The following is a 24,249-nucleotide window of genomic DNA, read 5'->3' as shown; positions in this document are numbered from 1 at the left end:
GAACAGACCTTTTTTGTAGTTATTGAGTCGTTTAGCTGGCTGCGATAGTGAAATGCCGGAACGCGGCGTGCAATTGTGAAACAGTTGTTTTGGGCGATTATCGAACGTTAATGAACCGGTTCGAACATTTTCTGCGAGAAGCCGCAAACGTGTGTGCGATGCTCACGGGTAACTATGGGTAGAGAGCGTGTTCGGCCACGGTGTCGGGCTGCTGAAACTTGAACAAGGAAGCGTAATGAGCACTGCCAGCACGCCGTCGTCCGGCGTCAATCAACCTCTCAAAGGTATAGGCTTCATTCTTCTGGCGACCTTCCTGTTTGCCAGTCACGACACCCTGTCCAAGTACCTGTCCGGCTTCTATCCGATCATTCTGGTGGTTTGGGCGCGCTATCTGGTGCACACGCTGTTGATGGCCTGCATTTTCATGCCTTCAGCGGGGTTGCGAGTGTTGCGCACCAAAAGGCCCGGCCTGCAGGTCTTGCGCGCACTGGCGCTGCTGGGCACCAGTCTGCTGTTTACCAGCAGCCTGATGTTCATCCCGCAGGCAGAGGCGACCGCGGTCAACTTTCTTGCGCCGTTGCTGGTCACCGCGTTATCGGTGCCGCTGCTGCACGAGCGTGTAACGCGCGGCCAGTGGATTGCGGTGGTGGTAGGGTTTGTCGGGGTGATGATCATCATTCATCCGGGCGGCGAGCTGTTTACCCCGGCAATTCTGCTGCCGCTGTCGTCAGCCTTGTGTTTTGCGCTGTATCAACTCCTGACGCGGCTGGTCAGCCCGTTCGACAGCCCGACCACCAGCAACTTTTTCGCCGGGCTGTTCAATACCCTGTTGATGAGTGCGCTGGTGCCGTTCTTCTGGGAAGTGCCAGCGCTCAAGCACCTGCCGTTTCTGCTGGCGCTCGGCGCGTGTGGCATGTCGGCGCATTTGCTGCTGACCCAGGCCTTCCGCTTCGCCGCCCCGGCCATGCTTGCGCCGTTCAGTTATTGCCAGATCGTGTTTGCCGGACTGCTGGGCTACCTGGTCTTCGACCACACCCCGTCCCCGACCGCGCAGGCCGGCATCGCCATCATCTGCCTCAGCGGTCTGGCAGCAGCGTGGCAACAGCGACGTAAGGGTGGGTAACTACCGGGGCTGAAGATCCGATTGACGCCTATGCCGATGTTCAGTTGGCATGTTTTTCCTGACGCCCTGCGTCGCAGCAGAATGTCATGCTGTGTCTGCAGGAGGCCGCCATACGTGCTTTTCGATCACGGTGGCACTGACGACGCAGAGTGCGACGTTAGTGACGGCTGAGTCCTGGCGCTGATCCGGGGGTAGCCTGGCAGGACGCCAGGCTAGCCGTACCGGGCCATGGATGGCCCGTTGCGGCGACCCCCGGATCAGTGACAGGGCGAAGGAACCCGACGAAGTCGGGCCGGAAACAGGAGCGGGGACTTTGCTCACTTTGGTCCCTCAAAGTGAGTCGCCGAGGGGCGAAAAGGTGACCTGAGCCGAACGCCAATCCACCTGACAAAGAAAACCCGCTGTGTGACGCTGGGTTTTCGGGCTGCGTCAGACGATTACTCGCTGAGCGTCGGAACCTTGCGAGGGGCCATGAAGTACATCCAGATCAGGGCAATGAAATACATCGCCGGGATCATCGTGAACAACACGTTGTAGTTGTTATTGGTGGCGGTCAGCACCGCACCCACGATCTGCGTCATGAACATACCGCCGATGGCCGCACACATGCCGCCGAAGCCGAACACGGTACTCATCATGTGCTTGGGGGTGTAGTCCATCACCAGGCTCCAGATATTCGCCGTCCAGGCCTGATGCGCACCCACGGCAAGCGAAATGGCCAGTACCGCTACCCACAGCCCGCTGGCATTGGCGGCGAACACCACGCTGCAGATCGTGATGGCAAAGATCAGCATCGACAACAGCCGCGCAGTCGTCGCACGCATGCCACGACCAATCAGCCAGGACGACAGGATACCGCCACCGACACTGCCGAAATCGGCCGTCAGCCAGATCAGAATCAGCGGAACACCCATCTGCGTCACGCTGATCCCCAGGTTGTATTGCTGATTGAGGAACGGCGGCAGCCAGTACAGGTAAAACCAGAACACCGGAGCAGTGATCGCATACGCCAGCGCGAACGCCCATGTGCCACGCATCTTCAGAATGCCGGTGAATGGCACCTTGACCGGAGCCGGTTCGACTTCCTGATTGATGTAATCCAGCTCGGTCTTGCTGACGGTCGGATGCTCTTCGGGGTTGTAGTACTTCAGGCGCCAGGTGATAGCCCAGAGCAGCCCCAGCGAACCCATCGCCACGAAGGCGGCCTGCCAGCCCCAGACCGTGAGGATCACCGGCAGCAGGGCCGGGGTCAGCATGGCACCAACGTTGGTGCCGGCGTTGAAGATACCGGTGGCCACAGCGCGCTCACCGGCAGGGAACCACAGCCGCGTGGTCTTCACACAGGCCGGGTAATTGGCGGCTTCGGTCAGGCCCAGAATGAAGCGGCAGACCATGAAGCCCACGGCGGAAGTGGCCAGGCCGTGAGCACCGGTCGCCAGGCTCCACAGCAGCACCGCGAGGAAGAATGCACGTTTCACGCCGACCTTGTCGATGAAGCGGCCCTGCAGCACAAAGCCGACCGCGTAACCCACCTGAAACCAGAAGTTGATGTTGGCGTAGTCCATCGCCGTCCAGCTCATTTCCTTGGCTAGGATGGGCTGCATGACGCCGAGCGCGGCACGGTCGATGTAGTTCAGCGTAGTGGCGAAGAACACCAGGGCGAGCATGCCCCAGCGAGTCTTGCCGACGGCGAGTGCGCCGCGGATCTTTTCGCCCATCCCGGCACGGGCGGCCTGGGCGACAGGGTTGGTCTGGGTGTTAAGCATGATGTTCTAACCATCCGTTCCAGGACTGTGCTGCTGGCAACAGTCGGACTGAGAAGTCCACTCGATGCAGGCGTTGTGCAGGTAAAGTGAAGTCTTAGAACCGCGATTCGACTGGCCTCTAGACTCAGGCTGTCCTCGAAACGATCCGTCGGGCCGACAATTTACAGGTTGAGCCGCGTAAGTGTGTTGGAATGTTTCAGGCGACGCGGACCCAGACCGGGCTTTTGGCCGGGTGGGTTCGTCGAACATGTCGTCTGATAAGACGGACGGGCGATCGGGCGAGCAAAGCGAGAAGGGTGCACATGAGCAATGTTCCTGTTTTTTGAATTGTTATGGGTTTGCTGCTGATGAAGCGAAGATCAAAATGTTTGGCTGCGGGTCTATCCTGCAATGTGATGCTGATGTTGAGCATTGCGAGATACAGCGTCAATTGAGTAAAACGGCTTTTGTTCGATAATCGAACGTAAAACTAACCGGTTCGTACACTTTATGTTGCTGTAGTATTTTCACAGGCAAATACTTTACTCGCACCTCTGAATAAGGCCGGGAAAGGCCAGGAATGCGGTGCTGTCCAGTCGCGATCCAAGCAGGTCGCGTTCATCCAGGAGCTGAAAAGCATGCAGCGTTCAATTGCTACCGTATCCTTGAGCGGTACTCTGCCCGAAAAGCTCGAAGCCATCGCCGCAGCCGGCTTTGACGGCGTCGAGATTTTCGAAAACGACTTGTTGTATTACGACGGCAGCCCACGCAACATCAGGCAAATGTGTGCCGACCTGGGCATCGCCATCACCCTGTTCCAGCCGTTCCGCGATTTCGAAGGCTGCCGCCGTGATCGTCTGCAGCGCAATATCGACCGTGCCGAACGCAAATTCGATCTGATGCAGGAGCTGGGCACCGATCTGGTGCTGGTCTGCAGCAATGCGTCTGCCGATTCGGTGGGCGACGAAAACATTCTGCTCGATGACCTGGGCCTGCTCGCCGAGCGCGCGGGTGCCCGTCACCTGCGCGTCGGTTATGAAGCGCTGGCCTGGGGCAAGCACGTGAACACCTGGCAACAGGTCTGGAACCTGGTGCGCCAGGTCGACCACCCGGCACTAGGCGTGTTGCTCGACAGTTTTCATACCCTGTCGCTGAAGGGCGATCCGAGCGCCATCGCGCAGATCCCGGGCGACAAGATCTTCTTCGTGCAGATGGCCGACGCGCCGCTTCTGGCGATGGATGTGCTGGAGTGGAGCCGCCATTTCCGCTGCTTCCCGGGTCAGGGTGAATTCGATCTGGCCGGCTTCCTCGCGCCGATCCTGCGCAGTGGCTATACCGGGCCGTTGTCGCTGGAAGTGTTCAACGATGGCTTCCGTGCAGCGCCGACACGCGCCAATGCCGCGGACGGTCTGCGTTCGCTGCTTTATCTTGAAGAGAAAACCCGCCAGCTGATGGCGCGTGACGAGCCGGCCGCGGTTCCCGAAATCCTCTTCAATCCGCCTGCGGCCAGTACCTACAATGGCGTCGAGTTCCTCGAGTTTGCCGTTGACGAGAGCCACGGCGCTCGCCTGTCGGGCTGGCTGCAACGGCTGGGCTTTGCCAAGCTGGGTCAGCATCGCTCCAAGGCGGTCAGTCTGCTGGGGCAGGGCGATATCAGGATTGTGCTCAATGCCGAACCCTATTCCTTCGCCCACAGTTTTTTCGAGGCGCACGGCCCTTCGTTGTGCGCCACCGCCTTGCGCGTCGACGACGGTCATCAGTCGCTGGAACGCGCGCGTGCTTTCAAGGGCCAGCCCTATCGTGGCCTGGTCGGTCCCAATGAACGGGAGATTCCGTCGGTCCGCGCGCCCGACGGCAGCCTGATCTATCTGGTGGATAACGCCGCACCGGGAGAATCGATTTACGACAGCGATTTTGTCGTCGATCCGCAAGCCGTCGCCAAGGGCGGGTTGCAGCGTATCGACCACATGGCCATGGCGCTGCCGGCCGACAGTCTGGACAGCTGGGTTTTGTTCTACAAAAGCATTCTGGATTTCGAGGCTGACGACGAAGTGGTCTTGCCCGACCCCTACGGCCTGGTCAAGAGCCGGGCGCTGCGCAGCCGTTGCAGCACCGTGCGCTTGCCGTTGAATATTTCCGAAAATCGCAACACGGCCATTTCCCATGCGCTGTCGAGCTATCGCGGCTCGGGTGTGCACCACATCGCATTTTCCTGCGAAGACATCTTCGCCGAGGTAAGCCGCGCCAAGGAAGCGGGCGTACCGTTGCTGGACATCCCGCTCAACTACTACGATGACCTGGCGGCGCGCTTCGATTTCGACGAGGAGTTTCTCAGCGAACTGGCGTATTACAACGTGCTCTATGACCGCGATGCGCAGGGTGGCGAGTTGTTCCACGTCTACACCGATGCGTTCGACGGGCGCTTCTTCTTCGAAATCCTGCAGCGCAAGAACGGTTACGCAGGGTATGGCGCTGCCAACGTCCCGGTGCGTCTGGCTGCGATGGCCAAGGCGCGCAATGTGGCAGCACGTCAGGCGCGTCTGTAAGGCGAATCCGATTGCAGGGCCGCTGCGAGGGTTCGACGCCCTCGCGGCTTCCCTCGGTTGCCGGTCGGCTTCATACTCCGCGCATCACTCGTGGTCATGAGCCAACAATGAAAACAACTGACGACTCCGTTGCCGTTGCGTCGAAAGGGCGCAAGAACAATCCGGAAAAGACCCGCGAAGACATTCTGCAGGCCGCCGTTGCCGAGTTTGTCGCCCATGGCCTGTCGGGTGCGCGTGTCGATGCCATTGCCGAGCGCACCAAGACCTCGAAACGGATGATCTATTACTACTTCGGCAGCAAGGAGCAGCTGTACGTCGAAGTGCTGGAAAAACTCTACGGCGCGATTCGCAACACCGAGAGCCAGCTCAATCTGTCCGAACTCGAGCCTGTGGAAGCGATTCATCGCGTGGTCGAGTTCACCTTCGATCACCACGACAGCAATGTCGACTTCGTGCGCATCGTGTGCATCGAAAACATCCATAACGGCGAGAACGTCAAACAGTCCGAGTCGATTCAGGCCAAGAGCCAGAACATCATCAGGGCGCTCGACGGCATCCTGCGTCGTGGTGAAGCCAGCGGCCTGTTTCGTGACGGCGTTCATCCGGTTGACCTGCACCTGATGATCAGCTCGTTCTGCTTTTACCGGATCTCCAACCGCCATACCTTCAGCGAAATCTTTCAGATCGAGCTGTGGAGCGAGGAGGTCAAACAGCGTCACAAGGCAATGATCTGCGACGCTGTGTTGCGTTATCTCAAGCGCTGATGTTTACAACGTGTGGAAGTGCGCCATCATCCGCTCTGCATCGGCGGACTGGCCACTGAACAGTTCGAAGGCCTTGACCGCCTGAAACACCGCCATGGTGCTGCCATCCAGGGTGCGGCAGCCCAGTGCGCGGGCATGCCTGAGCAGTTCGGTTTCCAGTGGAAAGTAAATGATTTCCGCCACCCACAGTTCAGGCCGCAGCAACTCGACCGGCAACGGCGTACCCGGCAGTTTGGTCATGCCGACCGGCGTGGTATTGACCAGTCCGTCGGCTTCGGCCATCGCCGCAGGCAGGTCGGTACCCACCTGCGCGCGTCCGGCACCGAAGTGCTGGTTGAGGTTGTCCACCAGCCCCTGGGCGCGTTGCGGCTCGACCTCGAACACGCTGAGGCGCTCGACGCCTGCGCTCAGCAGCGCATGAGCCACGGCAGCGCCCGCGCCACCTGCACCCATCTGCACTACCTGTTGGCGTGGGGCCTTGTCCAGGCCGCGCTGAAAGCCTTCGGCAAAGCCCAGGCAGTCGGTGTTGTGACCGATGCGCTTGCCGTCCTTGAACACCACCGTATTCACCGCGCCGATACCGCGCGCTTCGTCGGACAGCTCGTCCAGTAACGGGATGACCGCCTGCTTGCAGGGGAAGGTGATATTCAGGCCGGTGAAGCCGCACTGCCTGGCACCTTCCAGCAGTTGGGGCAGGGCATGGATGTCCAGTTGCAGGGCGTCGATATCGATCAGCCGATACAGATAGCGCATGCCTTGTGCATCGCCTTCATGCTCGTGCATGGCAGGTGTCCGCGAGGCCTGGATGCCCGAGCCGATCAGGCCGGCGAGGATGGAGGGTTTTTCAGCATGAGTCATAAAATACGTCTCTTGTTTTTGTGTCACTGCCCGGTTGGCGGCAGGTGTTAAACGGAATGTACCAGATGGTTAATAGTGCCGCAGGCAGGAGTCGATTACCACGCAGCGATGTTGTGCGGTGATCGCACTAATCAGTGATAATCCACGGCCAGCCGCTCCAGGCTTACACGAGTTCGAGTCCCTGCATGTCCGAGTCCGTCTTCAGCGCCGCACAGCAGCAAGCCAGTACGTTGTACCTGCCACCCGGCTCGTGGGCCACGGTGCTCGATTGCCTGTGCGCGAAATTTCCGGCCATCAGCCGCGAACAGTGGCTGGATCGGTTTGCTCGCGACCGGGTGCTGGACGAAAACGGCAAGGCCATCGCGCCTGATCTGGCGTACCGGGAAGGGCTGCGGGTTCACTACTTTCGTGAGGTTGCCAACGAAACGCCGATCCCCGTAGTTGAAACGATCCTCTACGCCGACGAGCATCTGGTGGTGGCTGACAAGCCGCACTTCCTCCCGGTGACACCCGCAGGCGAGTACGTCGAACAAACCTTGCTGCGCCGCTTGATCCATCGCCTGGATAATCCGGATCTGGTGCCGCTGCACCGCATCGACCGGCACACCGCAGGGCTGGTGCTGTTTTCCGCCAACCGGCAGACGCGCTCGGCTTATCAGGCCTTGTTTCCCACCCGGCGCATCGACAAGTTTTACCAAGCCATTGCGCCAGCGCTGCCGGGGCTGGCGTTTCCGCGTCTGCACGAGAGCCGTCTGGTCGAGGGCGAACCGTTCTTTCGCATGCAGGAAGGTATCGGCGCGAGCAACACCCGCACGCAGATCGAGGTGCTCGAACGGCAGGATAAATTGTGGCGTTACGGGCTTTACCCGGTGACCGGCAAAAAGCATCAGCTGCGTGTACACATGGCTGCACTGGGTGCTGCCATCTGCAACGACCCGTTTTACCCGGACGTGGTGAAAGACCCGGTGGACGACTATCAAAATCCTTTGAAGCTGCTGGCCAGCAGCTTGCGCTTCGTCGATCCGCTCAGTGGCGAGCAGCGCCACTTCGAGAGCCTGTTGACGCTCGACTGGTAGTACAGGGACAGTGAAATGACAGGCAAAAAAACCCGCACTCGGCGGGTTTTTTCAAATCAGTAACGCGACGCCCGGATCACAGATCCTTGACGGTACGTACCTGATCCTTGTTGATGCGGGTCTGCTTGCCGTCAAGTTGCTTGAACTCGTAGAAGCCCGAGTCTTCATCGTACTTCGGCGTGTCGACAGCCTGGATTTCACGACCATCATTCAAGGTGATCACAGTGGGCGATGCGCAGCCGGCGAGGGAGGCAATGCTCAGTGCAAGCAGGAAGGCAGCGGGAAGGGTCCGTTGTTTCATTACTGTGTCTCCAGATGGATTCTTGATTTGCTGAACTCTCAGACGGATACACCGTCAGCAAGTTCCGTATACACCCGCAGCAACTTCAATGACCAGTCACTTGTTGCGGTTTTCACTGATCCCGGTCAACAGACAGGGAGTGTTCAGGTTGGCCAGGCGTGGATCGCCGGCTTCCAGTTGCAGGGCGACCGGTTGCAGCGGCTCCAGAGCCCGTCTCGGGCTGCGTTCGCCGGCCTGCCATGCGGCTTCCAGCGTTGCGGCGTGAGCGACAGGGATCATACCTAAAAGCGGCTGCCAGTGCTGACCTTCACGCACCATTATCGGTCGCTCCGGGTATTCAGAGGCTTTTTCACGCAATGCGTGCAGCAACGCTGCATCGACCAAAGGTACGTCGCAGGGCAGGATCAGCAACCATAGATGTCGCGCCAGAGGCAGCGCGGCACGTATTCCGGCCAGAGGCCCGTTGAAATCGGTATCGTCGTCCTGCACCAGTCGATCGGCGTAACGCGCATAGCGATCGATATTGCGATTGCAGGAAATGATCAGATCGTCGGTCAGTGGCCGGGTCAGCCGGTGCAGATGTTCGATCAGCGCGGCGCCTTGCCATTCGATCAGGCCCTTGTCACGCCCGCCCATGCGCTGCCCGCGGCCTCCGGCCAGCAGCAGAATAGAGCAGGGCGGCAGTGGGGCAGGAACATTCATCGAACACTCGTCGGGCAGTCAAAAGGAGGGCTGTGATATAACACCCGCCTGTTTTCTTAACAACTGGATGAGGCCATGAAAGCCAAGGCTGACACACCTTTCGTACCCCTTAATATCGCCGTACTGACCGTCAGCGATACCCGCACCCGAGAAACCGATACCTCGGGCCAGATGTTCGTCGACCGCCTGACCGACGCAGGCCACGGCCTGATCGAGCGCGTGCTGCTCAAGGATGACCTGTACAAGATCCGCGCTCAGGTAGCGACCTGGATTGCCGACGATCAGGTGCAGGTGGTGCTGATCACCGGTGGCACCGGCTTCACCGGCCGTGACAGCACGCCTGAAGCCGTGGCCTGCCTGCTGGACAAGCAGGTCGATGGTTTCGGTGAGCTGTTCCGGCAGATATCGGTGCCGGATATCGGCACCTCGACCATTCAGTCCCGCGCGCTGGCCGGCCTGTCCAACGGCACGCTGGTGTGCTGCCTGCCGGGCTCCACCAATGCGGTGCGCACGGCATGGGACGGCATCCTTGCCCAGCAACTGGATTCGCGCTTCCGGCCTTGCAACTTTGTGCCTCACCTCAAGCAGGCCGAGCCCTGTGCGACCCGTGGTTGAGTGCTCATGAGCCACGAGCCGAAAACCCTGCTGCCTGTTGAAGACGCCATTGCAAGGCTGCTGAAGATGGCCGAAGCCACGCCGATCACCGAGCGCCAACGCGTCTCGCTGGCCGATGCCGAAGGCCGGGTACTGGCAGTCGATCTGGTCTCCACACTGGATCTGCCGCCCTGGCCGAACAGCGCCATGGATGGTTATGCCTTGCGCGTGGCGGACTGGCGCGGCGAGCCGTTGAGCGTCAGTCAGCGCATCTTCGCCGGTCAGGCCCCCGAGCCGCTGGCCCCTGGCACCTGTGCGCGTATCTTCACCGGCGCGCCGATGCCTGAAGGCGCTGACTGCGTCGAGATGCAGGAAAACGCCGAGGTGCAGGCGGATCAGCGTGTGCGCTTCAACGAGCCGCTGGGCGCCGGGCAGAATACTCGTCCGCAAGGTCAGGAAACCCGGGTCGGCGATACCGTGCTGGCCGCCGGCACGCGGCTGGGTCCGATCGAACTGGGTCTGGCGGCCTCGCTGGGCCTCGCCGAGCTGGAGGTCATTCGTCGCGTGCGGGTCGCGGTGTTGTCCACGGGCGACGAGTTGATTGAGCCCGGTCAGCCATTGGGGCCGGGGCAGATCTACAACAGCAACCGGGTGTTGCTGTGCAGCTGGTTGAAGCGACTGGAATGCGAGGTCGTGGATGCAGGCATCCTGCCTGATGATCTGGACAAGACTCGCGCTGCACTGGCGAATCTGCAGGGCGTCGATCTGATTCTCTCCACGGGCGGAGTGTCCGTGGGCGAAGCGGATTTCCTCGGCCACGCATTGCGTGAAGAGGGCGAACTGACCCTCTGGAAGCTGGCGATCAAGCCTGGCAAGCCGCTGACCTTCGGGCATTTCCGGGGTGTGCCGGTGATCGGTCTGCCTGGCAATCCGGCCTCTACGCTGGTCACCTTCGCCTTGCTGGCCAGGGCTTACCTGCTGCGTCGCCAGGGCGTGATCGACGTCGCCCCCTTGCAGTTTCCGGTGCCTGCCGGGTTTGTCTGGACGCGTCCTGGCAATCGCCGCGAGTACCTGCGCGGCCGTCTGGAGCAGGGCCGGGCCGTGGCTTATCGCAATCAGAGTTCGGGCGTATTGCGCAGCGCTGCATGGGCCGATGGTCTGATTGAAGTCCGCGAAGGCTCGACCGTGGCCGAAGGCGACTGGGTCAACTTCATTCCGTTGAGTGAAGTGCTCGGCTGAGTGCATTCGAATGGTGGGGCGGGTACGCATGAGCTACTCTCAACAACGCTGACACAGTGGGCAACCGGACTTCGCCCTGGAGTATTGTTATGGCGCCATTGAGAGTGGCTTGTGTGATCCCGACCTACAACGGACGCAAGGATCTGGAACGTCTCCTGGATTCACTGGCTGCGCAGACTGCCAGCTTCGATACGCTGATCGTGGACTCCAGTTCCTCGGATGGCACGCTGGAGCTGGCGCAAGCGCGATGTGCCAATGTGCTGCGCATCGACAGCAAGGATTTCAACCACGGCGGCACCCGGCAGATGATGGTCGATCTGCATCCCGACTATGACGTGTATGTCTTCATGACCCAGGATGCGTACGTTGAAGACATCAATGCCATTGCCAACATTCTGTTGCCCTTCGCCGACCCGAAGGTCGGTGCTGTGTGCGGGCGACAGCTGCCGCACAAGGATGCCAACCTGCTGGCCCAGCATGCACGGTTGTTCAATTACCCGCCGACCTCGCAGATCAAAACGCTGGCCGATGCCGGGACGCTGGGCATCAAGACGCCATTCATGTCCAACTCGTTTGCGGCCTATCGGGGCGAAGCGTTGCGGGCCATTGGCGGTTTCCCGCGGCATGTGATTCTTTCAGAAGACATGTACGTCACCGCGAAAATGCTCATCGATGGCTGGAAAGCGGCTTACGAAGGCTCGGCGGTCTGCCGTCACTCCCACAATTACAGCCTGCGCGAAGAGTTTCGTCGTTACTTTGATATCGGTGTGTTCCAGGCCCGCGAAGCGTGGATCTACGAAACCTTTGGCGGCATTGGTGGCGAGGGCATGCGTTACGTCAAGTCCGAGCTGAAATTCCTCGGTCCCCGGCGAATCCTCTGGTGGCCTGTGTCGTTCGTGCGTAATGCGCTGAAGCTGCTGGCCTACAAGCTGAGCCGGCAGGAAAAACGCTTGCCCCGCGGCGTGAAGAAGAAGCTCGGCATGTACGCGCGTTACTGGGACAGCCCCTACGCCTGAGTTGCGCCGCAGACCAGCCTGCGGCGCATGAGCAGGTCAGCTTTTCGCGGCTTCTTCGTCCAGACGGTCTGCCTCGAACAGTTGCGCGAGGTCGGCCCTGGCTTCGCGGGCGGTCTGCAGGACCTTGGCGTCGTCGTCATACACCTCATGCTGAGCGGCCAGCACCTGTTCGTCGTGACGTTTGAAGCGACTGATGCGTGCGTCGGCCTGTGTTTCGCTGAGGCCCAGGCCCATGAGGGTCTGGCGACTCATTTCCAGGCTTGAATAGAACGTTTCGCGAACCGCGTGAGCGCCCAGGTCCATCAACCGATGAACATGCTGGCGGTTACGTGCGCGGGCAATGATCTTCATGTGCGGATACAGCTTGCGGATCAGCTCGGCAGTCTTGATGTTGGTGTCAGGATCATCGGTCGCGATGACGAAGTATTCGGCCTCATCGACTTTGGCGGCACGCAGTATTTCCGGGCGCAACGGGTCGCCATAGAAGACCGGTACATTGCCAAAGCTACGGGAGAACTCGATGGACTCGACGGCGGTATCCAGGGCGATGAAAGGAATCTTCTGCGCGCGCAGGATACGCGCGACAATCTGTCCCATACGGCCCATGCCGGCAATGACGACGCGTGGTTTGTCGGTCTGGATATCGCGGTATTCCTCCGGCACCTCGACAGGCTTGACCTTGGGTTTGATCCAGCGCGCCAGAGCAATGAACAGCAACGGCGTGACCGCCATCGACAAGGTGATGGTCAACACCAGCATGTCGTATAGCCCGGCCTCGAACAGCCCCTGAGCGCTGCCGATCTTGAACACCACAAAGGCAAACTCGCCGCCTGCGGCCAGTACCAGACCCAGCTGCAGCGCGCTGCGGTTGTTGAGTTCGCCAAGGGTGCGACCGATCAGGAACAGCATCGGCAGCTTGATTGCGATCAGCAACAGCGTCAGGCCCAGCACGATCAGCGGCGAGCTGAGCAACAGGCCAACGTTGGCGCCCATGCCGACACTGATGAAGAACAGCCCCAGCAATAACCCTTTGAACGGTTCGATCTGTGCTTCCAGTTCGTGACGGTATTCGGAGTCGGCCAGCAACAGGCCAGCAAGAAACGCGCCCAGCGCCATGGACACTCCCACCAGTTCCATCAGCCACGCTGTGCCTATCACCACCAGCAAGGCCGTGGCGGTCGAAACTTCCTGGATTTTGGTCTTGGCGACGATCCGGAACACCGGGCGCAGCAAATAGCGCCCGCCAATCACCACAATGGCAATGCTGCCCAGCACGCGCAGACCGTGGTTGATGCTTTCGCCGGTGTCCATCGCGTGGTCAGCCCCGGCCAGAAACGGCACCATGGCAATCAGCGGGATCGCCGCAATGTCCTGAAACAGCAGAATCGCGAACGCCATCCTGCCGTGCGGGCTGTTCAGCTGTTTGCGTTCCGCCAGGCTCTGCAGGCCGAAGGCCGTGGACGACAGGGCAAGGCCCAGGCCCAGAATGGCCGCGGTGTTCAGCGACTGGCCGAAGGCAGCGAAGGCGACCCCGCCGATGATCAGGCCGGTCAGCAGTACCTGCGCCATGCCTACGCCAAACACGGATTTGCGCATGACCCATAAACGTTTGGGCGAAAGCTCCAGGCCAATGATGAACAGCAGCAGTACCACGCCAAGTTCGGAAATATGGCTGACGCTCTCGGTATCACCGATCAGGCCCAATACCGAAGGGCCGATGACCACGCCGGCGAACAAATAGCCGATCACCGCGCCCAGCTTCAACCGCTTGGCCAGCGGCACAGTCAGCACGGCGGCGAGCAGGAATACCACTGCGACCTGCAGCAGGCTGCCTTCATGGGGCATGTAAAACTCCTTGGTAATAATTGAACACACTGTTGAAGCAGGGGCGGTATTAAAGCATGGGAGTTTTACACGGCAACGCGCATCGCAGCATGACGATAATCAACGTCGTTGATAGAACCTGCAGGAAAGGGCGCGCGTGAGGGGGGGACAAGGCGCGTGACGATGCCATCTGTCGCGCATCGGCGTAAGATATGCCCGCAAACAGGCAGCGTCAGTTGCCTGCTCATGAGCATTCAGGAAACCGTTATGACCAACAAGCAGCGTTTGATTTACTCGATTCTGATCGCCCTCGGCGTTCTGGCGATCATGCTGGGCTTGTCGCATCTGCAAAACAGCGGTGCCATCACCGAAAAGACCTTTCAGTACATTGCAATCAGCGTGGCGGTGCTGGTGGTGATCCTCAACGGCATCATGCGTCGCAAGGTCAAGCGCTAAGCGCTGGTGACCGGTGCGGCGATGAGGCGGGGTTTACCGGGCGCTGTTCTTGCCGATTTCTCCCAGCCATTCCCGGGCGCGGGGGTGCAGGCTGTAGGTCTTGTCGTCGTTGAGGTCGATCACGCCCTCGTCGCACAGACGCTTGAGCACCTCGCGCACGCTCAGAAACGATAGCGGCACATCGAGCCTGAGCAACTGGCTGTGTACGCCGCGCACTCCCAGAGGGTGGCCTTCTTCACTCGAGACCATTAGCGCGTCGAGCACCTTGAGCCTGACCAGGCTGGTGCGCAGGCCGAAGCTTTTCAGGAGCATCCGGATGTGCTCGTTTCCGGGCCGCTCGGTCTCCAGAGCGGGCGACTGTGCCTGCGCAGCCACTGCGGTTTGCCGCAGCAGGGTGCGAGTCGTGATTCCTTGGCGATTGAACATCCGCAAACTCCTTTTCAGGCTTTTTAAACACTCTCAATTAATAAGACGAACGAGCTCGGCAAAACCTCAGTTATAGGCGGAAAAAAATCTGCGGCCCAGCCTGTACAGGCTCGCTGCAGCGAGGTGCGCTTGAGGTTAGATGAAGAATCGACGGGCGCGAGAAGAGATCGTTCCGACGATGGGCGCAGCCGAAATTACCGCGCGTCAGCAAGACCGCGAGTGCGATCAGCCTTTCGGAGCGTCGGCGGTGCGGCGGTTGAGTACCGGGTTGCCGTTCTGATTCTGCGTCACATACACCGGCAACACCTTGGGCAGTGAGCCCAGCAGGCTCGACAGGTCGTGAGTGTTGTAACTGCCGCCCAGGCGCATGGCTCCGGTTGCACTGTCCGCCAGCAGAATGGGGGTTTGCAGGTAGCGATTGATCAACGGCAGTGCCTGGCTGAGCGGCAGGTCATTGAAGATCAGCTTGCCATTGCGCCACGCCAGGCTGGTATCGCGTGCTTCGGTCTGGCTGATCAGTGGAGCGTCGTCGCCTGCCTTGTAACTGGCCTGCATGCCGGGGGCCAGGGCGTGGCTCGAAGAAGGATGTGCACGATCACTGTTGATCTGAACCGAACCCTCGACCAGCGTCACGCGTACCTGATCCTGATACATCCATACGTTGAAGCGTGTGCCGGTGACCCTGATGCTGCCTGCGCCGGCATCGACCACAAAAGGGTGCGAGCTGTCGTGGCTGACCTCAAAGAACGCCTCGCCCTTTGTCAGCGTGACGCTGCGTCGATCCCGGTAATTGGCGTAGGTCAGCTCGGTACCCAGGTTCAGCTCGGCGCGGCTGCCGTCTTCCAGCATGACCAGGCGTGTAGCGGTGTCGGCGTTGTAGGTTTCGTAGGCGTCAGGCAGCCAGCCCTGATGCCAGCCGACATACCCGGCGATCGGCAGTGCCAGAGCAACGACCGCTGCGGCTGTGGCCAGTTTTGCCCAGCGGCGACCGCGACGAGGCCGAACGTGATCGGGCAGGGCAGCCTGGGTTTGGCGCGCAGGTGCCGGGTTGAGCGGTTCGATTTGCCCGGTGATGTCCCAGACTTCCAGCATGGCGTTGTATTCGATCGCATGCAGGGGGTGGGCCTTCAGCCATTGCTCGAATGCTTTTCGTTCTGCAGCGGTACAGTCTTCTGCATGCAGGCGCATGCACCAATGCGCAGCGGCATCGGTGATCGCGTCGTGTTCTGCCTTGCTGAAAAGAGGGTCGCTCATGGGCGCTCCAGCCTATACCTTCGGCGCATTCTACCCTTTGATTTCAGGGAGAGAGAACATTTGCAGGCCATTGCCCATGAAGGTGCTGCGTATTTTCTGGTGAATGCAAGCGGCTCTCATTGAAAACTCCCCGTCGCATCCTGAGTGCTATTGCCCGGGGAGTGTCCTTGCAGCGTCCGCAGCGCTACTCTCGGGGCTTGCATTCGCCTTGTCGTTCTCGCTAGCGTTCTCGATCTACCGCCATGAACAGGAGTTCCAAATGCGCGCCAATCCTGCCGATCAGTCGACCCGGGCCGTTTCCCTTGAGCAACTGACAGATTTGTTGCGCCGAATCTTCCTCGCCCATGGCACCAGTGCGGAAGTTGCCGGCGTGCTTGCCGAGAACTGCGCCAGCGCCCAGCGTGATGGCTCGCACAGCCATGGCATCTTTCGCATTCCCGGCTATCTCTCATCGCTGGCCAGCGGTTGGGTGGATGGCAAGGCTGTGCCGGTGGTCGAGGATGTCGGCGCTGCGTTTGTCCGGGTCGACGCCGGAGGCGGCTTTGCCCAGCCTGCACTGGCGGCGGCCAGAGCCTTGTTGATCGACAAGGCGCGCAGTGCCGGGATTGCGGTACTGGCCATTCGCAACTCTCATCACTTCGCTGCGTTATGGCCGGATGTCGAGCCTTTCGCCGAACAGGGGCTGGTCGCCCTGAGCATGGTCAACAGCATGACCTGCGTTGTGCCGCATGGCGCGCGTCAGCCCCTGTTCGGCACCAACCCGATTGCTTTCGCTGCACCCCGTGCAGGCGGCGAGCCTGTGGTTTTCGATCTGGCGACCAGCGCCGTTGCCCACGGTGATGTGCAGATCGCCGCACGCGAAGGTCGATTGCTGCCAGCAGGCATGGGCGTCGATCGCGACGGCCAGCCCACTGAAGAGCCCCGCGCCATTCTCGAGGGCGGCGCGTTGTTGCCCTTCGGCGGGCACAAGGGCTCAGCACTGTCGATGATGGTCGAGCTGCTGGCCGCAGGGCTGACTGGGGGCAATTTCTCATTCGAATTCGACTGGTCGAAGCATCCCGGGGCACAGACACCCTGGACCGGTCAGTTGCTGATCGTCATCGATCCTGACAAGGGCAGTGGTCAGTCGTTTGCGCAGCGCAGCGAGGAGCTGGTACGACAGCTCCATGGGGCAGGGCAGGAGCGTCTGCCGGGGGATCGGCGTTATAGCGAACGCGCGCGATCAATGGCACACGGTATCAGCATCGCCCAGACTGACCTGGAGCGCCTGCAAGCACTGGCGGGTCATTGAGGCATTTACAAATTCACTGACCATTCGTCGCGACCAGTCTTGTATCAGCGCGCTGTTCAAAATACTGTATGCATGAACAGTAAAAAACGAATGAGGTCTGTCATGTCCCTTAAGTCAGCGCAAAGTCCGATTGCTCAACAACATCGTACGCTCTCTGCAGTCAACGAAATGCAGCGCGAGGATTTTCTCCGGCTGGCGGCCGCACTGCGCCAGTTCAATGCCTACGAGCCGGAGGTGTCGATAGTCATCGCGGCCGCCCGCGCGGGCGGTGAATACCGCCAGGCCAGCGCGATGGAGTAAAGCGGCTGAATGCAGCCACGGCACGTCTCGGGTTGATTGTGAGTATACGTAACGTATATGCTTCATATATTCAACTTGAGGTGAATCATGGGTCTGGTAAAAATTTCCGAAAACATGCACGCCAATCTGCGCTCTGCCAGCGTTGCGCTCAGCCGTTCCATCAATGCGCAGGCCGAGCACTGGATGCGTGTCGGTATGCTCGCTGAACTGCACCCGGCGCTGGATTACAGCGAGATCTGCCAGATGCTGATCCGTCTCGAAAATGCCGGTGAGACCGTGTTGACCGCTTCGAACTTCAACGTCTCGGAGCTTGCAGCTTCCAGCCTGTCCAAGGCGGCCTCATGAGCAGCGCTATCGGTATCAAGACCGAACAGGACCTCGTGCAGTTGCGCATAGCCGGCAGGCTGGCTGCCGATGTGCTCGCGATGATCACGCCTTACGTGAAGGCTGGCGTCAGCACCGAAGCGCTCGACGACATCTGCAATGAATACATCGTCAAAGAGCTGAAAGTGATTCCCGCGAATGTGGGTTATCACGGTTTTACCAAGACCACCTGCATCTCTCCGAATGCCGTGGTGTGCCATGGCATACCTTCTGCCACCGATATCCTCAAGGAAGGCGATATCGTCAATATCGACGTTGCAGTGATCAAGGACGGCTGGTACGGCGATACCAGCCGTATGTACCTGGTGGGTGAGGTCAGCCCGCTGGCCAGGCGTCTGGTCGAGACGACCTATGAGGCAACTCGCGCCGGTATTCATGCCGTGCGTCCTGGGGCAACCCTGGGTGATATCGGCTACGCCATCCAGAGCGTCGCTCATCGCGAAGGCTTCAGCGTGGTGCGTGAGTATTGCGGGCACGGTATCGGGCGCAAGTACCATGAAGAACCGCAGGTTCTGCACTATGGTGCGCAGGGTAAAGGCCTCAGGCTCAAACCGGGCATGGTGTTCACCATCGAGCCGATGATCAATGCGGGCAGGGCGGGCACCCGGACGTTGCCGGATGGCTGGACGGTTCTGACCAGCGACCTCTCACTGTCTGCGCAGTGGGAGCATATGGTTGCCGTCACCTCTACCGGTTTCGAGCTGCTGACGCCGTGGCCTGACGGTACGGGTGATTACCCGGCCATCTGATCCAATAGGGTCTGGCAATGCATATGAACAATGGCCTTTTCGAAGGCCATTGCTTTGTTGGAAAGGGCGATGCCTCAGGCTTGTAGCGAAGACCTTCTCCAATGCACCTGCGTCACGCCAAAACGCTTGGCCTGCAAGGTTGCGACGCCTATCGGGCCTGCGGATATATTGCCGCTCACTGTCCCGACACCTGCATGCAGGGTCGCACAATGCAATGCATCGCTCTGGCACAGTTGCTTTGCATGATGCAGAAAGCAGTAAGGTTGGCCATTGAACTGATAGTGAATTTCAAATTCCGTTTGATGATTCATCTTCCCTGCCTGCGAACGTGATGATTAGCCTGGCTGTTTTGACGTATGCACGAGAAGGATCGTCCCCGACTACGCTCTTGTTTTCAAAGAGTAGAACGAAAATCATTCTGCTTATGGGCTAGTTAACAGTTGTCCGATGAGTGGTTTTGGAATCACTCAGATGCATTCATCAATGGCCGAGCAATCATCCGTATGAGGGCTCGGCCTTTGATCAACTTCGTTATTTACACGACTTCAGGTCTACCGGGCCTACAAAATCATTGCCACGCCCCATGACACAGGCGACCTGCTGGTTACGCTGGCGCTCCCATGCCTGGGGCGGATAGGTTTTGTCCCAGGCTTGATAAAGCTGTTGGTCCTGGCGCGAGAGACGCAAGTTGTATTGTTTGCTCATGTAGAAGTAGGTGCGCGCAATCATGCCGCGTATCGAGGGGCGAGGCATGACCTTCTTGGCCTTGAAATCCACCTGGGTCAGGCATGAGCCGTACTGGCCCTTTTGCTCGGGTATCCAGCCAAAACTGAAATTACTGCGGTCACCGTTGACCTCGCCGATGCTGGGCACCAGATTGTGCAGGTCCGCCTCGGCACGTTTGTAAACCGCGTCAGTTCTTGTGCAGTTCTTGCGCCCGCCGTTCTGCCAGCATTGGCGCAGGTGGCCGATCTGCCAGGCAGGCACAATGTGCTCCCATTCAATACGACTGGCGCGTTTGGCGCTCTTGCGCGGGACGTAGCCGCAGCCAGCGAGATCGACTCGATTGCCGGTGTATTTGCAGCCGCAGTAAAACTCGGTCGACTGCGGCGCATACAAGCCCCAGGCAACTTTCTTGGCTTCGCTGAAGGTGCGCGGGGCTTGTGCCTGGGCGGCGAACGATGCGGTGATGAGCAGGGCGGTGCAAAGCAGTTTAGAGAATCGAAACGTCATGCCGTCAATCTTCCTTCGGCAACGTCCAGAAGATTTGCACGCCACCGTCGTCGCGCCAGGCGAGGGTGACATTATCGTTCTCGGCTATTTCTTCAAGCAGTTGCGCCCAGTCGTCTTCTGCCTCGTCCGGCTGACGAAAGAGCAAGGCAGCCCTGGATTTCTGCGCGGTGGGCGAGTTGATGATCTTCTGTACCCGCATGCCCATGCGCTCGTAAGGGCCGGGAGTGGAGGGGGTCGCTGCGCTTTGTTTTGCCACGGAAAAAGGTCCCTGAATATTGCTGTACGGGCATACAGTATTTGAGTGTCGGATCTTTCGCAACATCTATGTAAGATAAAGCCTTCCAAATGGCACACTGTTGCCTTGAAAAAAACCTGACGTTTCCGGAGTCACGCATGAATATCAAGTCACTGGCATTTCCGTTACTGGCCTCGGCAGTTGTGCTGCTGGCAGGCTGTTCCACGCCCTCGGTCGTCACGCTGCAAAACGGTACTCAGTACGTGACCAAAGATATGCCCAAGACCAAGACGCGCGACGGTTTCTACGAGTTCGAGGATATCTCCGGCAAGACCATCCGGATCAAGGCCGATGATGTGGCGACGGTCAAACCCGAGGAGTGAAACCCTGCTCATCGTGACGCCCGCTCCCTGCGTTAGCGGGGACGGGTAGCTCGGGCATATTTAATTTCCGGTGGATTGACAAAGGCTGCAGCTTTTTCCATAGTTCGCTCCTCGCAAACGTTTGCGCGACGATGCCCGGCATCGATTCTGCGCCGTTCGCCCGAACAATAATCACAAGATCGGAGATGAACTCATGAAGCTGCCATTCGCTGGACGCCTTCTCGCTGTCGCCATGTTTGCTGCCGTTACGGCAGTCATGCCCCTCTCTGCGGCTTACGCCCAGACGCCTGAAAAACCCAAGGTCGCACTGGTCATGAAGTCGTTGGCCAACGAGTTCTTCCTGACCATGGAAGACGGTGCCAAGGCCTACCAGAAAGAACATGCCACCGAATTCGACCTGATCTCCAACGGGATCAAGGATGAGTCCGACACGTCGGCGCAGATCCGCATCGTCGAACAGATGATCGCCTCCAACGTGAATGCGCTGGTGATCGCGCCAGCCGACTCCAAGGCGCTGGTGCCGGTGCTCAAGAAAGCCACCGATGCCGGAATCAAGGTCGTCAACATCGACAACCAGCTCGATGTCGACGTGCTCAAAAGCAAGAACCTGCAAATCCCCTTCGTAGGGCCTGACAACCGCAAGGGTGCCAAGCTGGTGGGCGACTATCTGGCCGGGAAACTGACCGCTGGCGACGAGGTGGGCATCATCGAAGGGGTGTCGACCACCAACAATGCTCAGCAACGCACCGCCGGGTTCAAGGACGCCATGGACGAAGCGAAAATGAAAGTGGTGTCCACGCAGTCCGGTAACTGGGAAATCGACAAGGGCAACGCTGTGGCCTCGGCGATGCTCAACGAATACCCGAACCTGAAAGCCTTGCTGGCCGGTAATGACAGCATGGCGCTGGGCGCCGTCTCTGCAGTGCGTGCGGCAGGCAAGGCTGGCAAGGTCATGGTTGTGGGCTACGACAACATCAATGCGATCAAGCCGATGCTCAAGGATGGCCGGGTTCTGGCCACGGCCGATCAGTACGCAGCCAAGCAGGCGGTCTTCGGCATCGAAGCTGCGCTCAAGCTGGTCAAAGGCGAGAAGGTCGATACCAACGACAAGGGCGTGATCGAAACGCCGGTACAGCTCGTTACTCAACCTTGATCCACACCGTGTAAAGGTGCCCGTCCGCAGAGGACGGGCGCTGGGAGAAATGTATGTCAGCGTCTGCTCAGACAGCTGTTCTTTCGGTCAGTGGCATCGGCAAAACCTACGCACAGCCCGTGCTCGGGGACGTCGACCTGACGTTGATGCGCGGCGAAGTGCTGGCTCTGACCGGGGAAAACGGTGCCGGTAAAAGCACCTTGTCGAAAATCATCGGCGGGCTGGTAACGCCTACCACCGGAAACATGGAATTCCAGGGCCAGCCTTATCAGCCTGCAAGTCGTACCCAGGCCGAAAAGCTCGGCATTCGCATGGTCATGCAGGAACTCAACCTGCTGCCGACCCTGACCGTGGCTGAAAACCTGTTTCTTCACGACCTGCCCCGCAGGGCCGGCTGGATCGACCGCAAGCGCTTGCGCGAAAACGCGACCGAGGCCATGGCTCAAGTGGGGCTCGACGCCATTGATCCCGACACGCTGGTCGGCGAATTGGGGATCGGTCATCAACAGATGGTCGAGATCGCCCGCAACCTGATCGGCGACTGTCACGTACTGATTCTCGACGAACCCACTGCCATGCTCACCTCGCGCGAAGTGGAAATGCTCTTCGAGCAGATCACACGGCTGCAGGCGCGGGGCGTGTCGATCATCTACATATCCCATCGGCTTGAAGAGCTTGCCAGGGTGTCCCAGCGCATCGCCGTGCTGCGCGACGGCAAGCTGGTGTGTGTCGAGCCGATTGCCCGCTACAACAGTGAGCAACTGGTGACCCTGATGGTCGGCCGTGAGCTCGGCGAGCATATCGACATGGGCGCCCGGCAGATTGGCGAGGTGGCGCTGTCAGTCAAGGGGCTCAGTCGCGCCGGCAAGGTTGAGGATGTGTCCTTCGACGTGCGTCGAGGTGAAATCTTCGGTATTTCCGGACTGATCGGTGCCGGGCGTACCGAGTTGTTGCGTTTGATTTACGGTGCAGACGTTGCCGACAGCGGTGACATCGAAGTCGGAAGTCCGCTGCAAAAAGTCAGCATTCGCTCGCCAGCCGACGCGGTGGCGCAGGGTATCGCGCTGATCACGGAAGACCGAAAGAGCGAAGGCCTGCTGATGTCGCAATCGATCAGCGCCAACATTGCGCTGGGCAACATGCATTCGATTTCCAGCGCGGGCGTGGTCAACAGCGAAGATGAGCTGAAACTGGCGCAGCGCCAGGTGGCGGCCATGCGCATTCGCAGCTCCAGTCCGGGCCAGCTGGTCTCCGAGTTGTCGGGTGGCAATCAGCAGAAGGTGGTGATCGGTCGCTGGCTGGAACGTGACTGCACGGTGATGCTGTTCGACGAGCCGACACGGGGCATCGACATCGGTGCCAAGTTCGATATCTACGCGCTGCTGGCCGAATTGACCCGTCAGGGCAGGGCGCTGGTGGTGGTGTCCAGCGATCTGCGCGAACTGATGCTTATCTGTGATCGTATCGGCGTGCTGTCTGCCGGTCGCCTGATCGACACGTTCGAGCGCGATAGCTGGACCCAGGACCAATTGCTGGCCGCTGCCTTCGCCGGTTATCAGAAACGTGACGCGCTGCTCAATGATGCGGCGCCCAGGAACAACTCATGAAAAATACTCCTTCTCCGACGCTGACTGTGCCAGTCCGTCGCGGCGGCAACTACTTTGGCCTGGGTACCTACATCGGGCTGGCCGGTGCGTTGCTGGTGATGATCGTGCTGTTCTCGCTGCTCAGCGATCACTTCCTGTCCTACCAGACCTTCAGCATGCTCGCCAACCAGATCCCGGACCTGATGGTGCTGTCGGTCGGCATGACGCTGATCCTCATCATCGGCGGCATCGACCTGTCGGTCGGCTCGGTGCTGGCGCTGGCTGCTTCGGCGGTCAGTGTGGCAATCCTCGGCTGGGGCTGGAGCGTGTTTCCGGCGGCGTTGCTGGGCATTGCCTGTGCGACGCTGGCGGGTACGATCACCGGCTCGATTACGGTTGCCTGGCGCATCCCTTCGTTCATCGTGTCTCTGGGCGTGCTGGAAATGGCTCGTGGTGCGGCCTATCAGATGACCAATTCGCGTACCGCCTACATCGGTGATTCGTTCGCCTGGCTGTCCGATCCGATTGCCTTTGGCATTGCGCCGTCTTTCATCATCGCGTTGCTGATCATCTTCGTCGCTCAGGCGGTACTGACCCGGACCGTTTTCGGTCGCTACCTGATCGGCATCGGCACCAATGAAGAGGCCGTGCGTCTGGCGGGTATCAATCCCAAGCCTTACAAGATTCTGGTGTTCTCGCTGATGGGGCTGCTGGCCGGTGTCGCGGCACTGTTTCAGATATCCAGGCTGGAAGCGGCCGATCCGAATGCCGGTGCCGGGCTTGAGCTGCAGGTCATTGCGGCAGTGGTGATTGGCGGTACCAGCCTGATGGGCGGACGCGGTTCGATCATCAGCACCTTTTTCGGTGTGCTGATCATTTCCGTGCTGGCCGCGGGCCTGGCGCAGATCGGTGCGACCGAGCCGACCAAGCGGATCATCACCGGTGCGGTGATCGTGATTGCTGTGGTGCTGGACACCTACCGCAGCCACCGGGCTCGGCGCCAGGGCTGAT

26 protein-coding genes are annotated in these 24,249 nt (G+C 59.8%); 16 read left to right on the top strand and 10 right to left on the bottom strand.

Translation table 11 applies throughout. From position 1 onward, the window contains the following. Positions 1–235: 235 nt before the first annotated feature. Positions 236–1,123, top strand: a complete 888-nt coding sequence (locus KBY08_RS20650) for a DMT family transporter (RefSeq protein WP_011267449.1) — start codon at positions 236–238, stop codon at positions 1,121–1,123. A gap of 437 nt (positions 1,124–1,560) precedes the next feature. Here KBY08_RS20650 and KBY08_RS20645 read toward each other — a convergent pair whose 3' ends face one another. After that, complete coding sequence (locus KBY08_RS20645; RefSeq protein ID WP_011267450.1) at positions 1,561–2,889, bottom strand: MFS transporter; 1,329 nt, start codon at positions 2,887–2,889, stop codon at positions 1,561–1,563. A 617-nt stretch (positions 2,890–3,506) separates the two neighbouring features. On the opposite strand from KBY08_RS20645, the gene quiC reads away from it, so the two are divergent. Continuing rightward, positions 3,507–5,414, top strand: a complete 1,908-nt coding sequence (gene quiC / locus KBY08_RS20640) for a 3-dehydroshikimate dehydratase QuiC (protein WP_011267451.1) — start codon at positions 3,507–3,509, stop codon at positions 5,412–5,414. 107 nt (positions 5,415–5,521) lie between these two features. After that, positions 5,522–6,178 (top strand): TetR/AcrR family transcriptional regulator, encoded by a 657-nt coding sequence (locus tag KBY08_RS20635; protein WP_003416207.1) that lies wholly within the window; start codon positions 5,522–5,524, stop codon positions 6,176–6,178. A gap of 3 nt (positions 6,179–6,181) precedes the next feature. On the opposite strand, the gene KBY08_RS20630 is transcribed toward KBY08_RS20635, so the two are convergent. Continuing rightward, entirely contained in the window at positions 6,182–7,036 is an 855-nt protein-coding gene (locus tag KBY08_RS20630; RefSeq protein WP_011267452.1) for a shikimate dehydrogenase, read from the bottom strand. 185 nt (positions 7,037–7,221) lie between these two features. Between KBY08_RS20630 and KBY08_RS20625 the strand changes: the two genes are divergently transcribed. Next, the gene (locus tag KBY08_RS20625; RefSeq protein ID WP_024642430.1) at positions 7,222–8,112 is read left to right on the top strand and encodes a pseudouridine synthase; all 891 of its coding nucleotides are present in this window, start codon (positions 7,222–7,224) and stop codon (positions 8,110–8,112) included. A 76-nt stretch (positions 8,113–8,188) separates the two neighbouring features. On the opposite strand, the gene KBY08_RS20620 is transcribed toward KBY08_RS20625, so the two are convergent. Next, on the bottom strand, positions 8,189–8,413 hold the full coding sequence (locus KBY08_RS20620) for a YgdI/YgdR family lipoprotein (RefSeq protein WP_003315600.1): 225 nt from the start codon (positions 8,411–8,413) through the stop codon (positions 8,189–8,191). A gap of 96 nt (positions 8,414–8,509) precedes the next feature. After that, the gene (mobA, locus tag KBY08_RS20615; RefSeq protein WP_111522730.1) at positions 8,510–9,115 is read right to left on the bottom strand and encodes a molybdenum cofactor guanylyltransferase MobA; all 606 of its coding nucleotides are present in this window, start codon (positions 9,113–9,115) and stop codon (positions 8,510–8,512) included. Positions 9,116–9,190: 75 nt separating this feature from the next. Here mobA and moaB point away from each other — a divergent pair, with 75 nt between their 5' ends. The 3 genes from moaB to KBY08_RS20600 all read left to right on the top strand — a co-directional run bounded on the left by moaB (position 9,191) and on the right by KBY08_RS20600 (position 11,964). After that, the gene (moaB, locus tag KBY08_RS20610) at positions 9,191–9,730 is read left to right on the top strand and encodes a molybdenum cofactor biosynthesis protein B (RefSeq protein WP_002553131.1); all 540 of its coding nucleotides are present in this window, start codon (positions 9,191–9,193) and stop codon (positions 9,728–9,730) included. Positions 9,731–9,736: 6 nt separating this feature from the next. After that, entirely contained in the window at positions 9,737–10,948 is a 1,212-nt protein-coding gene (gene glp, locus KBY08_RS20605) for a gephyrin-like molybdotransferase Glp (RefSeq protein WP_111522729.1), read from the top strand. 89 nt (positions 10,949–11,037) lie between these two features. After that, positions 11,038–11,964 carry a glycosyltransferase gene (locus KBY08_RS20600; RefSeq protein WP_011267456.1) on the top strand — a complete coding sequence of 309 codons (927 nt, stop codon included), beginning with the start codon at positions 11,038–11,040 and terminating at the stop codon, positions 11,962–11,964. Positions 11,965–12,000: 36 nt separating this feature from the next. On the opposite strand, the gene KBY08_RS20595 is transcribed toward KBY08_RS20600, so the two are convergent. Continuing rightward, positions 12,001–13,809, bottom strand: a complete 1,809-nt coding sequence (locus tag KBY08_RS20595; protein WP_004408474.1) for a monovalent cation:proton antiporter-2 (CPA2) family protein — start codon at positions 13,807–13,809, stop codon at positions 12,001–12,003. Positions 13,810–14,055: 246 nt separating this feature from the next. Here KBY08_RS20595 and KBY08_RS20590 point away from each other — a divergent pair, with 246 nt between their 5' ends. After that, entirely contained in the window at positions 14,056–14,244 is a 189-nt protein-coding gene (locus KBY08_RS20590; protein WP_003393013.1) for a hypothetical protein, read from the top strand. A gap of 33 nt (positions 14,245–14,277) precedes the next feature. Here the strand turns inward: KBY08_RS20590 and KBY08_RS20585 are convergent, their stop codons facing one another. Continuing rightward, entirely contained in the window at positions 14,278–14,670 is a 393-nt protein-coding gene (locus KBY08_RS20585; protein WP_032653918.1) for a Fe2+/Zn2+ uptake regulation protein, read from the bottom strand. Between the two features lie 225 nt (positions 14,671–14,895). After that, the gene (locus KBY08_RS20580; RefSeq protein ID WP_004408467.1) at positions 14,896–15,924 is read right to left on the bottom strand and encodes a FecR family protein; all 1,029 of its coding nucleotides are present in this window, start codon (positions 15,922–15,924) and stop codon (positions 14,896–14,898) included. Between the two features lie 259 nt (positions 15,925–16,183). Here KBY08_RS20580 and KBY08_RS20575 point away from each other — a divergent pair, with 259 nt between their 5' ends. The 4 genes from KBY08_RS20575 (at position 16,184) to map (ending at position 18,648) form a co-directional block, all read left to right on the top strand. Further along, on the top strand, positions 16,184–17,215 hold the full coding sequence (locus tag KBY08_RS20575) for an Ldh family oxidoreductase (protein ID WP_058399456.1): 1,032 nt from the start codon (positions 16,184–16,186) through the stop codon (positions 17,213–17,215). 102 nt (positions 17,216–17,317) lie between these two features. Then, entirely contained in the window at positions 17,318–17,515 is a 198-nt protein-coding gene (locus KBY08_RS20570) for a hypothetical protein (RefSeq protein ID WP_011267459.1), read from the top strand. Positions 17,516–17,602: 87 nt separating this feature from the next. Then, positions 17,603–17,860: a ParD-like family protein gene (locus tag KBY08_RS20565; RefSeq protein ID WP_004408456.1), complete on the top strand. Its 258-nt coding sequence runs from the start codon at positions 17,603–17,605 to the stop codon at positions 17,858–17,860. Next, positions 17,857–18,648: a type I methionyl aminopeptidase gene (gene map / locus KBY08_RS20560; protein ID WP_003346035.1), complete on the top strand. Its 792-nt coding sequence runs from the start codon at positions 17,857–17,859 to the stop codon at positions 18,646–18,648. The genes KBY08_RS20565 and map overlap by 4 nt, the downstream gene beginning before the upstream one ends. A gap of 74 nt (positions 18,649–18,722) precedes the next feature. Here the strand turns inward: map and KBY08_RS20555 are convergent, their stop codons facing one another. The 3 genes from KBY08_RS20555 to KBY08_RS20545 form a co-directional block, all read right to left on the bottom strand. Continuing rightward, on the bottom strand, positions 18,723–18,959 hold the full coding sequence (locus KBY08_RS20555; protein ID WP_011267460.1) for a DUF6555 family protein: 237 nt from the start codon (positions 18,957–18,959) through the stop codon (positions 18,723–18,725). A gap of 220 nt (positions 18,960–19,179) precedes the next feature. Next, a complete protein-coding gene (locus KBY08_RS20550) occupies positions 19,180–19,881 on the bottom strand; it encodes an endonuclease (protein ID WP_004408453.1) in 702 nt (233 codons plus the stop codon). A gap of 4 nt (positions 19,882–19,885) precedes the next feature. After that, the gene (locus KBY08_RS20545; RefSeq protein ID WP_003416220.1) at positions 19,886–20,137 is read right to left on the bottom strand and encodes a DUF1654 domain-containing protein; all 252 of its coding nucleotides are present in this window, start codon (positions 20,135–20,137) and stop codon (positions 19,886–19,888) included. Positions 20,138–20,274: 137 nt separating this feature from the next. Between KBY08_RS20545 and KBY08_RS20540 the strand changes: the two genes are divergently transcribed. From KBY08_RS20540 to KBY08_RS20525, 4 genes are all read left to right on the top strand, one after another. Further along, complete coding sequence (locus KBY08_RS20540; RefSeq protein WP_003315580.1) at positions 20,275–20,499, top strand: YgdI/YgdR family lipoprotein; 225 nt, start codon at positions 20,275–20,277, stop codon at positions 20,497–20,499. A 193-nt stretch (positions 20,500–20,692) separates the two neighbouring features. Further along, positions 20,693–21,652 (top strand): sugar ABC transporter substrate-binding protein, encoded by a 960-nt coding sequence (locus KBY08_RS20535; RefSeq protein WP_004408447.1) that lies wholly within the window; start codon positions 20,693–20,695, stop codon positions 21,650–21,652. 53 nt (positions 21,653–21,705) lie between these two features. Further along, positions 21,706–23,259 carry a sugar ABC transporter ATP-binding protein gene (locus KBY08_RS20530; RefSeq protein WP_024652227.1) on the top strand — a complete coding sequence of 518 codons (1,554 nt, stop codon included), beginning with the start codon at positions 21,706–21,708 and terminating at the stop codon, positions 23,257–23,259. Beyond that, entirely contained in the window at positions 23,256–24,248 is a 993-nt protein-coding gene (locus KBY08_RS20525; RefSeq protein ID WP_004408445.1) for an ABC transporter permease, read from the top strand. The genes KBY08_RS20530 and KBY08_RS20525 overlap by 4 nt, the downstream gene beginning before the upstream one ends. The last annotated feature ends 1 nt before the right edge of the window (position 24,249 follow it).

The organism is Pseudomonas sp. P135 (genome assembly GCF_020312125.1).
GTDB lineage: Bacteria > Pseudomonadota > Gammaproteobacteria > Pseudomonadales > Pseudomonadaceae > Aquipseudomonas > Aquipseudomonas fragariae.
Note: the sequence above shows the minus strand (reverse complement) of the source record. Positions and strands in the feature narration are given on the sequence as shown.

Excerpts from the sequence above, each read along its gene's own strand:
- KBY08_RS20650 (WP_011267449.1), top strand. The coding sequence starts at position 236 with ATGAGCACTGCCAGCACGCCGTCGTCCGGCGTCAATCAACCTCTCAAA.
- KBY08_RS20645 (WP_011267450.1), bottom strand. The coding sequence starts at position 2,889 with ATGCTTAACACCCAGACCAACCCTGTCGCCCAGGCCGCCCGTGCCGGG.
- quiC (WP_011267451.1), top strand. The coding sequence starts at position 3,507 with ATGCAGCGTTCAATTGCTACCGTATCCTTGAGCGGTACTCTGCCCGAA.
- KBY08_RS20635 (WP_003416207.1), top strand. The coding sequence starts at position 5,522 with ATGAAAACAACTGACGACTCCGTTGCCGTTGCGTCGAAAGGGCGCAAG.
- KBY08_RS20630 (WP_011267452.1), bottom strand. The coding sequence starts at position 7,036 with ATGACTCATGCTGAAAAACCCTCCATCCTCGCCGGCCTGATCGGCTCG.
- KBY08_RS20625 (WP_024642430.1), top strand. The coding sequence starts at position 7,222 with ATGTCCGAGTCCGTCTTCAGCGCCGCACAGCAGCAAGCCAGTACGTTG.
- KBY08_RS20620 (WP_003315600.1), bottom strand. The coding sequence starts at position 8,413 with ATGAAACAACGGACCCTTCCCGCTGCCTTCCTGCTTGCACTGAGCATT.
- mobA (WP_111522730.1), bottom strand. The coding sequence starts at position 9,115 with ATGAATGTTCCTGCCCCACTGCCGCCCTGCTCTATTCTGCTGCTGGCC.
- moaB (WP_002553131.1), top strand. The coding sequence starts at position 9,191 with ATGAAAGCCAAGGCTGACACACCTTTCGTACCCCTTAATATCGCCGTA.
- glp (WP_111522729.1), top strand. The coding sequence starts at position 9,737 with ATGAGCCACGAGCCGAAAACCCTGCTGCCTGTTGAAGACGCCATTGCA.
- KBY08_RS20600 (WP_011267456.1), top strand. The coding sequence starts at position 11,038 with ATGGCGCCATTGAGAGTGGCTTGTGTGATCCCGACCTACAACGGACGC.
- KBY08_RS20595 (WP_004408474.1), bottom strand. The coding sequence starts at position 13,809 with ATGCCCCATGAAGGCAGCCTGCTGCAGGTCGCAGTGGTATTCCTGCTC.
- KBY08_RS20590 (WP_003393013.1), top strand. The coding sequence starts at position 14,056 with ATGACCAACAAGCAGCGTTTGATTTACTCGATTCTGATCGCCCTCGGC.
- KBY08_RS20585 (WP_032653918.1), bottom strand. The coding sequence starts at position 14,670 with ATGTTCAATCGCCAAGGAATCACGACTCGCACCCTGCTGCGGCAAACC.
- KBY08_RS20580 (WP_004408467.1), bottom strand. The coding sequence starts at position 15,924 with ATGAGCGACCCTCTTTTCAGCAAGGCAGAACACGACGCGATCACCGAT.
- KBY08_RS20575 (WP_058399456.1), top strand. The coding sequence starts at position 16,184 with ATGCGCGCCAATCCTGCCGATCAGTCGACCCGGGCCGTTTCCCTTGAG.
- KBY08_RS20570 (WP_011267459.1), top strand. The coding sequence starts at position 17,318 with ATGTCCCTTAAGTCAGCGCAAAGTCCGATTGCTCAACAACATCGTACG.
- KBY08_RS20565 (WP_004408456.1), top strand. The coding sequence starts at position 17,603 with ATGGGTCTGGTAAAAATTTCCGAAAACATGCACGCCAATCTGCGCTCT.
- map (WP_003346035.1), top strand. The coding sequence starts at position 17,857 with ATGAGCAGCGCTATCGGTATCAAGACCGAACAGGACCTCGTGCAGTTG.
- KBY08_RS20555 (WP_011267460.1), bottom strand. The coding sequence starts at position 18,959 with ATGAATCATCAAACGGAATTTGAAATTCACTATCAGTTCAATGGCCAA.
- KBY08_RS20550 (WP_004408453.1), bottom strand. The coding sequence starts at position 19,881 with ATGACGTTTCGATTCTCTAAACTGCTTTGCACCGCCCTGCTCATCACC.
- KBY08_RS20540 (WP_003315580.1), top strand. The coding sequence starts at position 20,275 with ATGAATATCAAGTCACTGGCATTTCCGTTACTGGCCTCGGCAGTTGTG.
- KBY08_RS20535 (WP_004408447.1), top strand. The coding sequence starts at position 20,693 with ATGAAGCTGCCATTCGCTGGACGCCTTCTCGCTGTCGCCATGTTTGCT.
- KBY08_RS20530 (WP_024652227.1), top strand. The coding sequence starts at position 21,706 with ATGTCAGCGTCTGCTCAGACAGCTGTTCTTTCGGTCAGTGGCATCGGC.
- KBY08_RS20525 (WP_004408445.1), top strand. The coding sequence starts at position 23,256 with ATGAAAAATACTCCTTCTCCGACGCTGACTGTGCCAGTCCGTCGCGGC.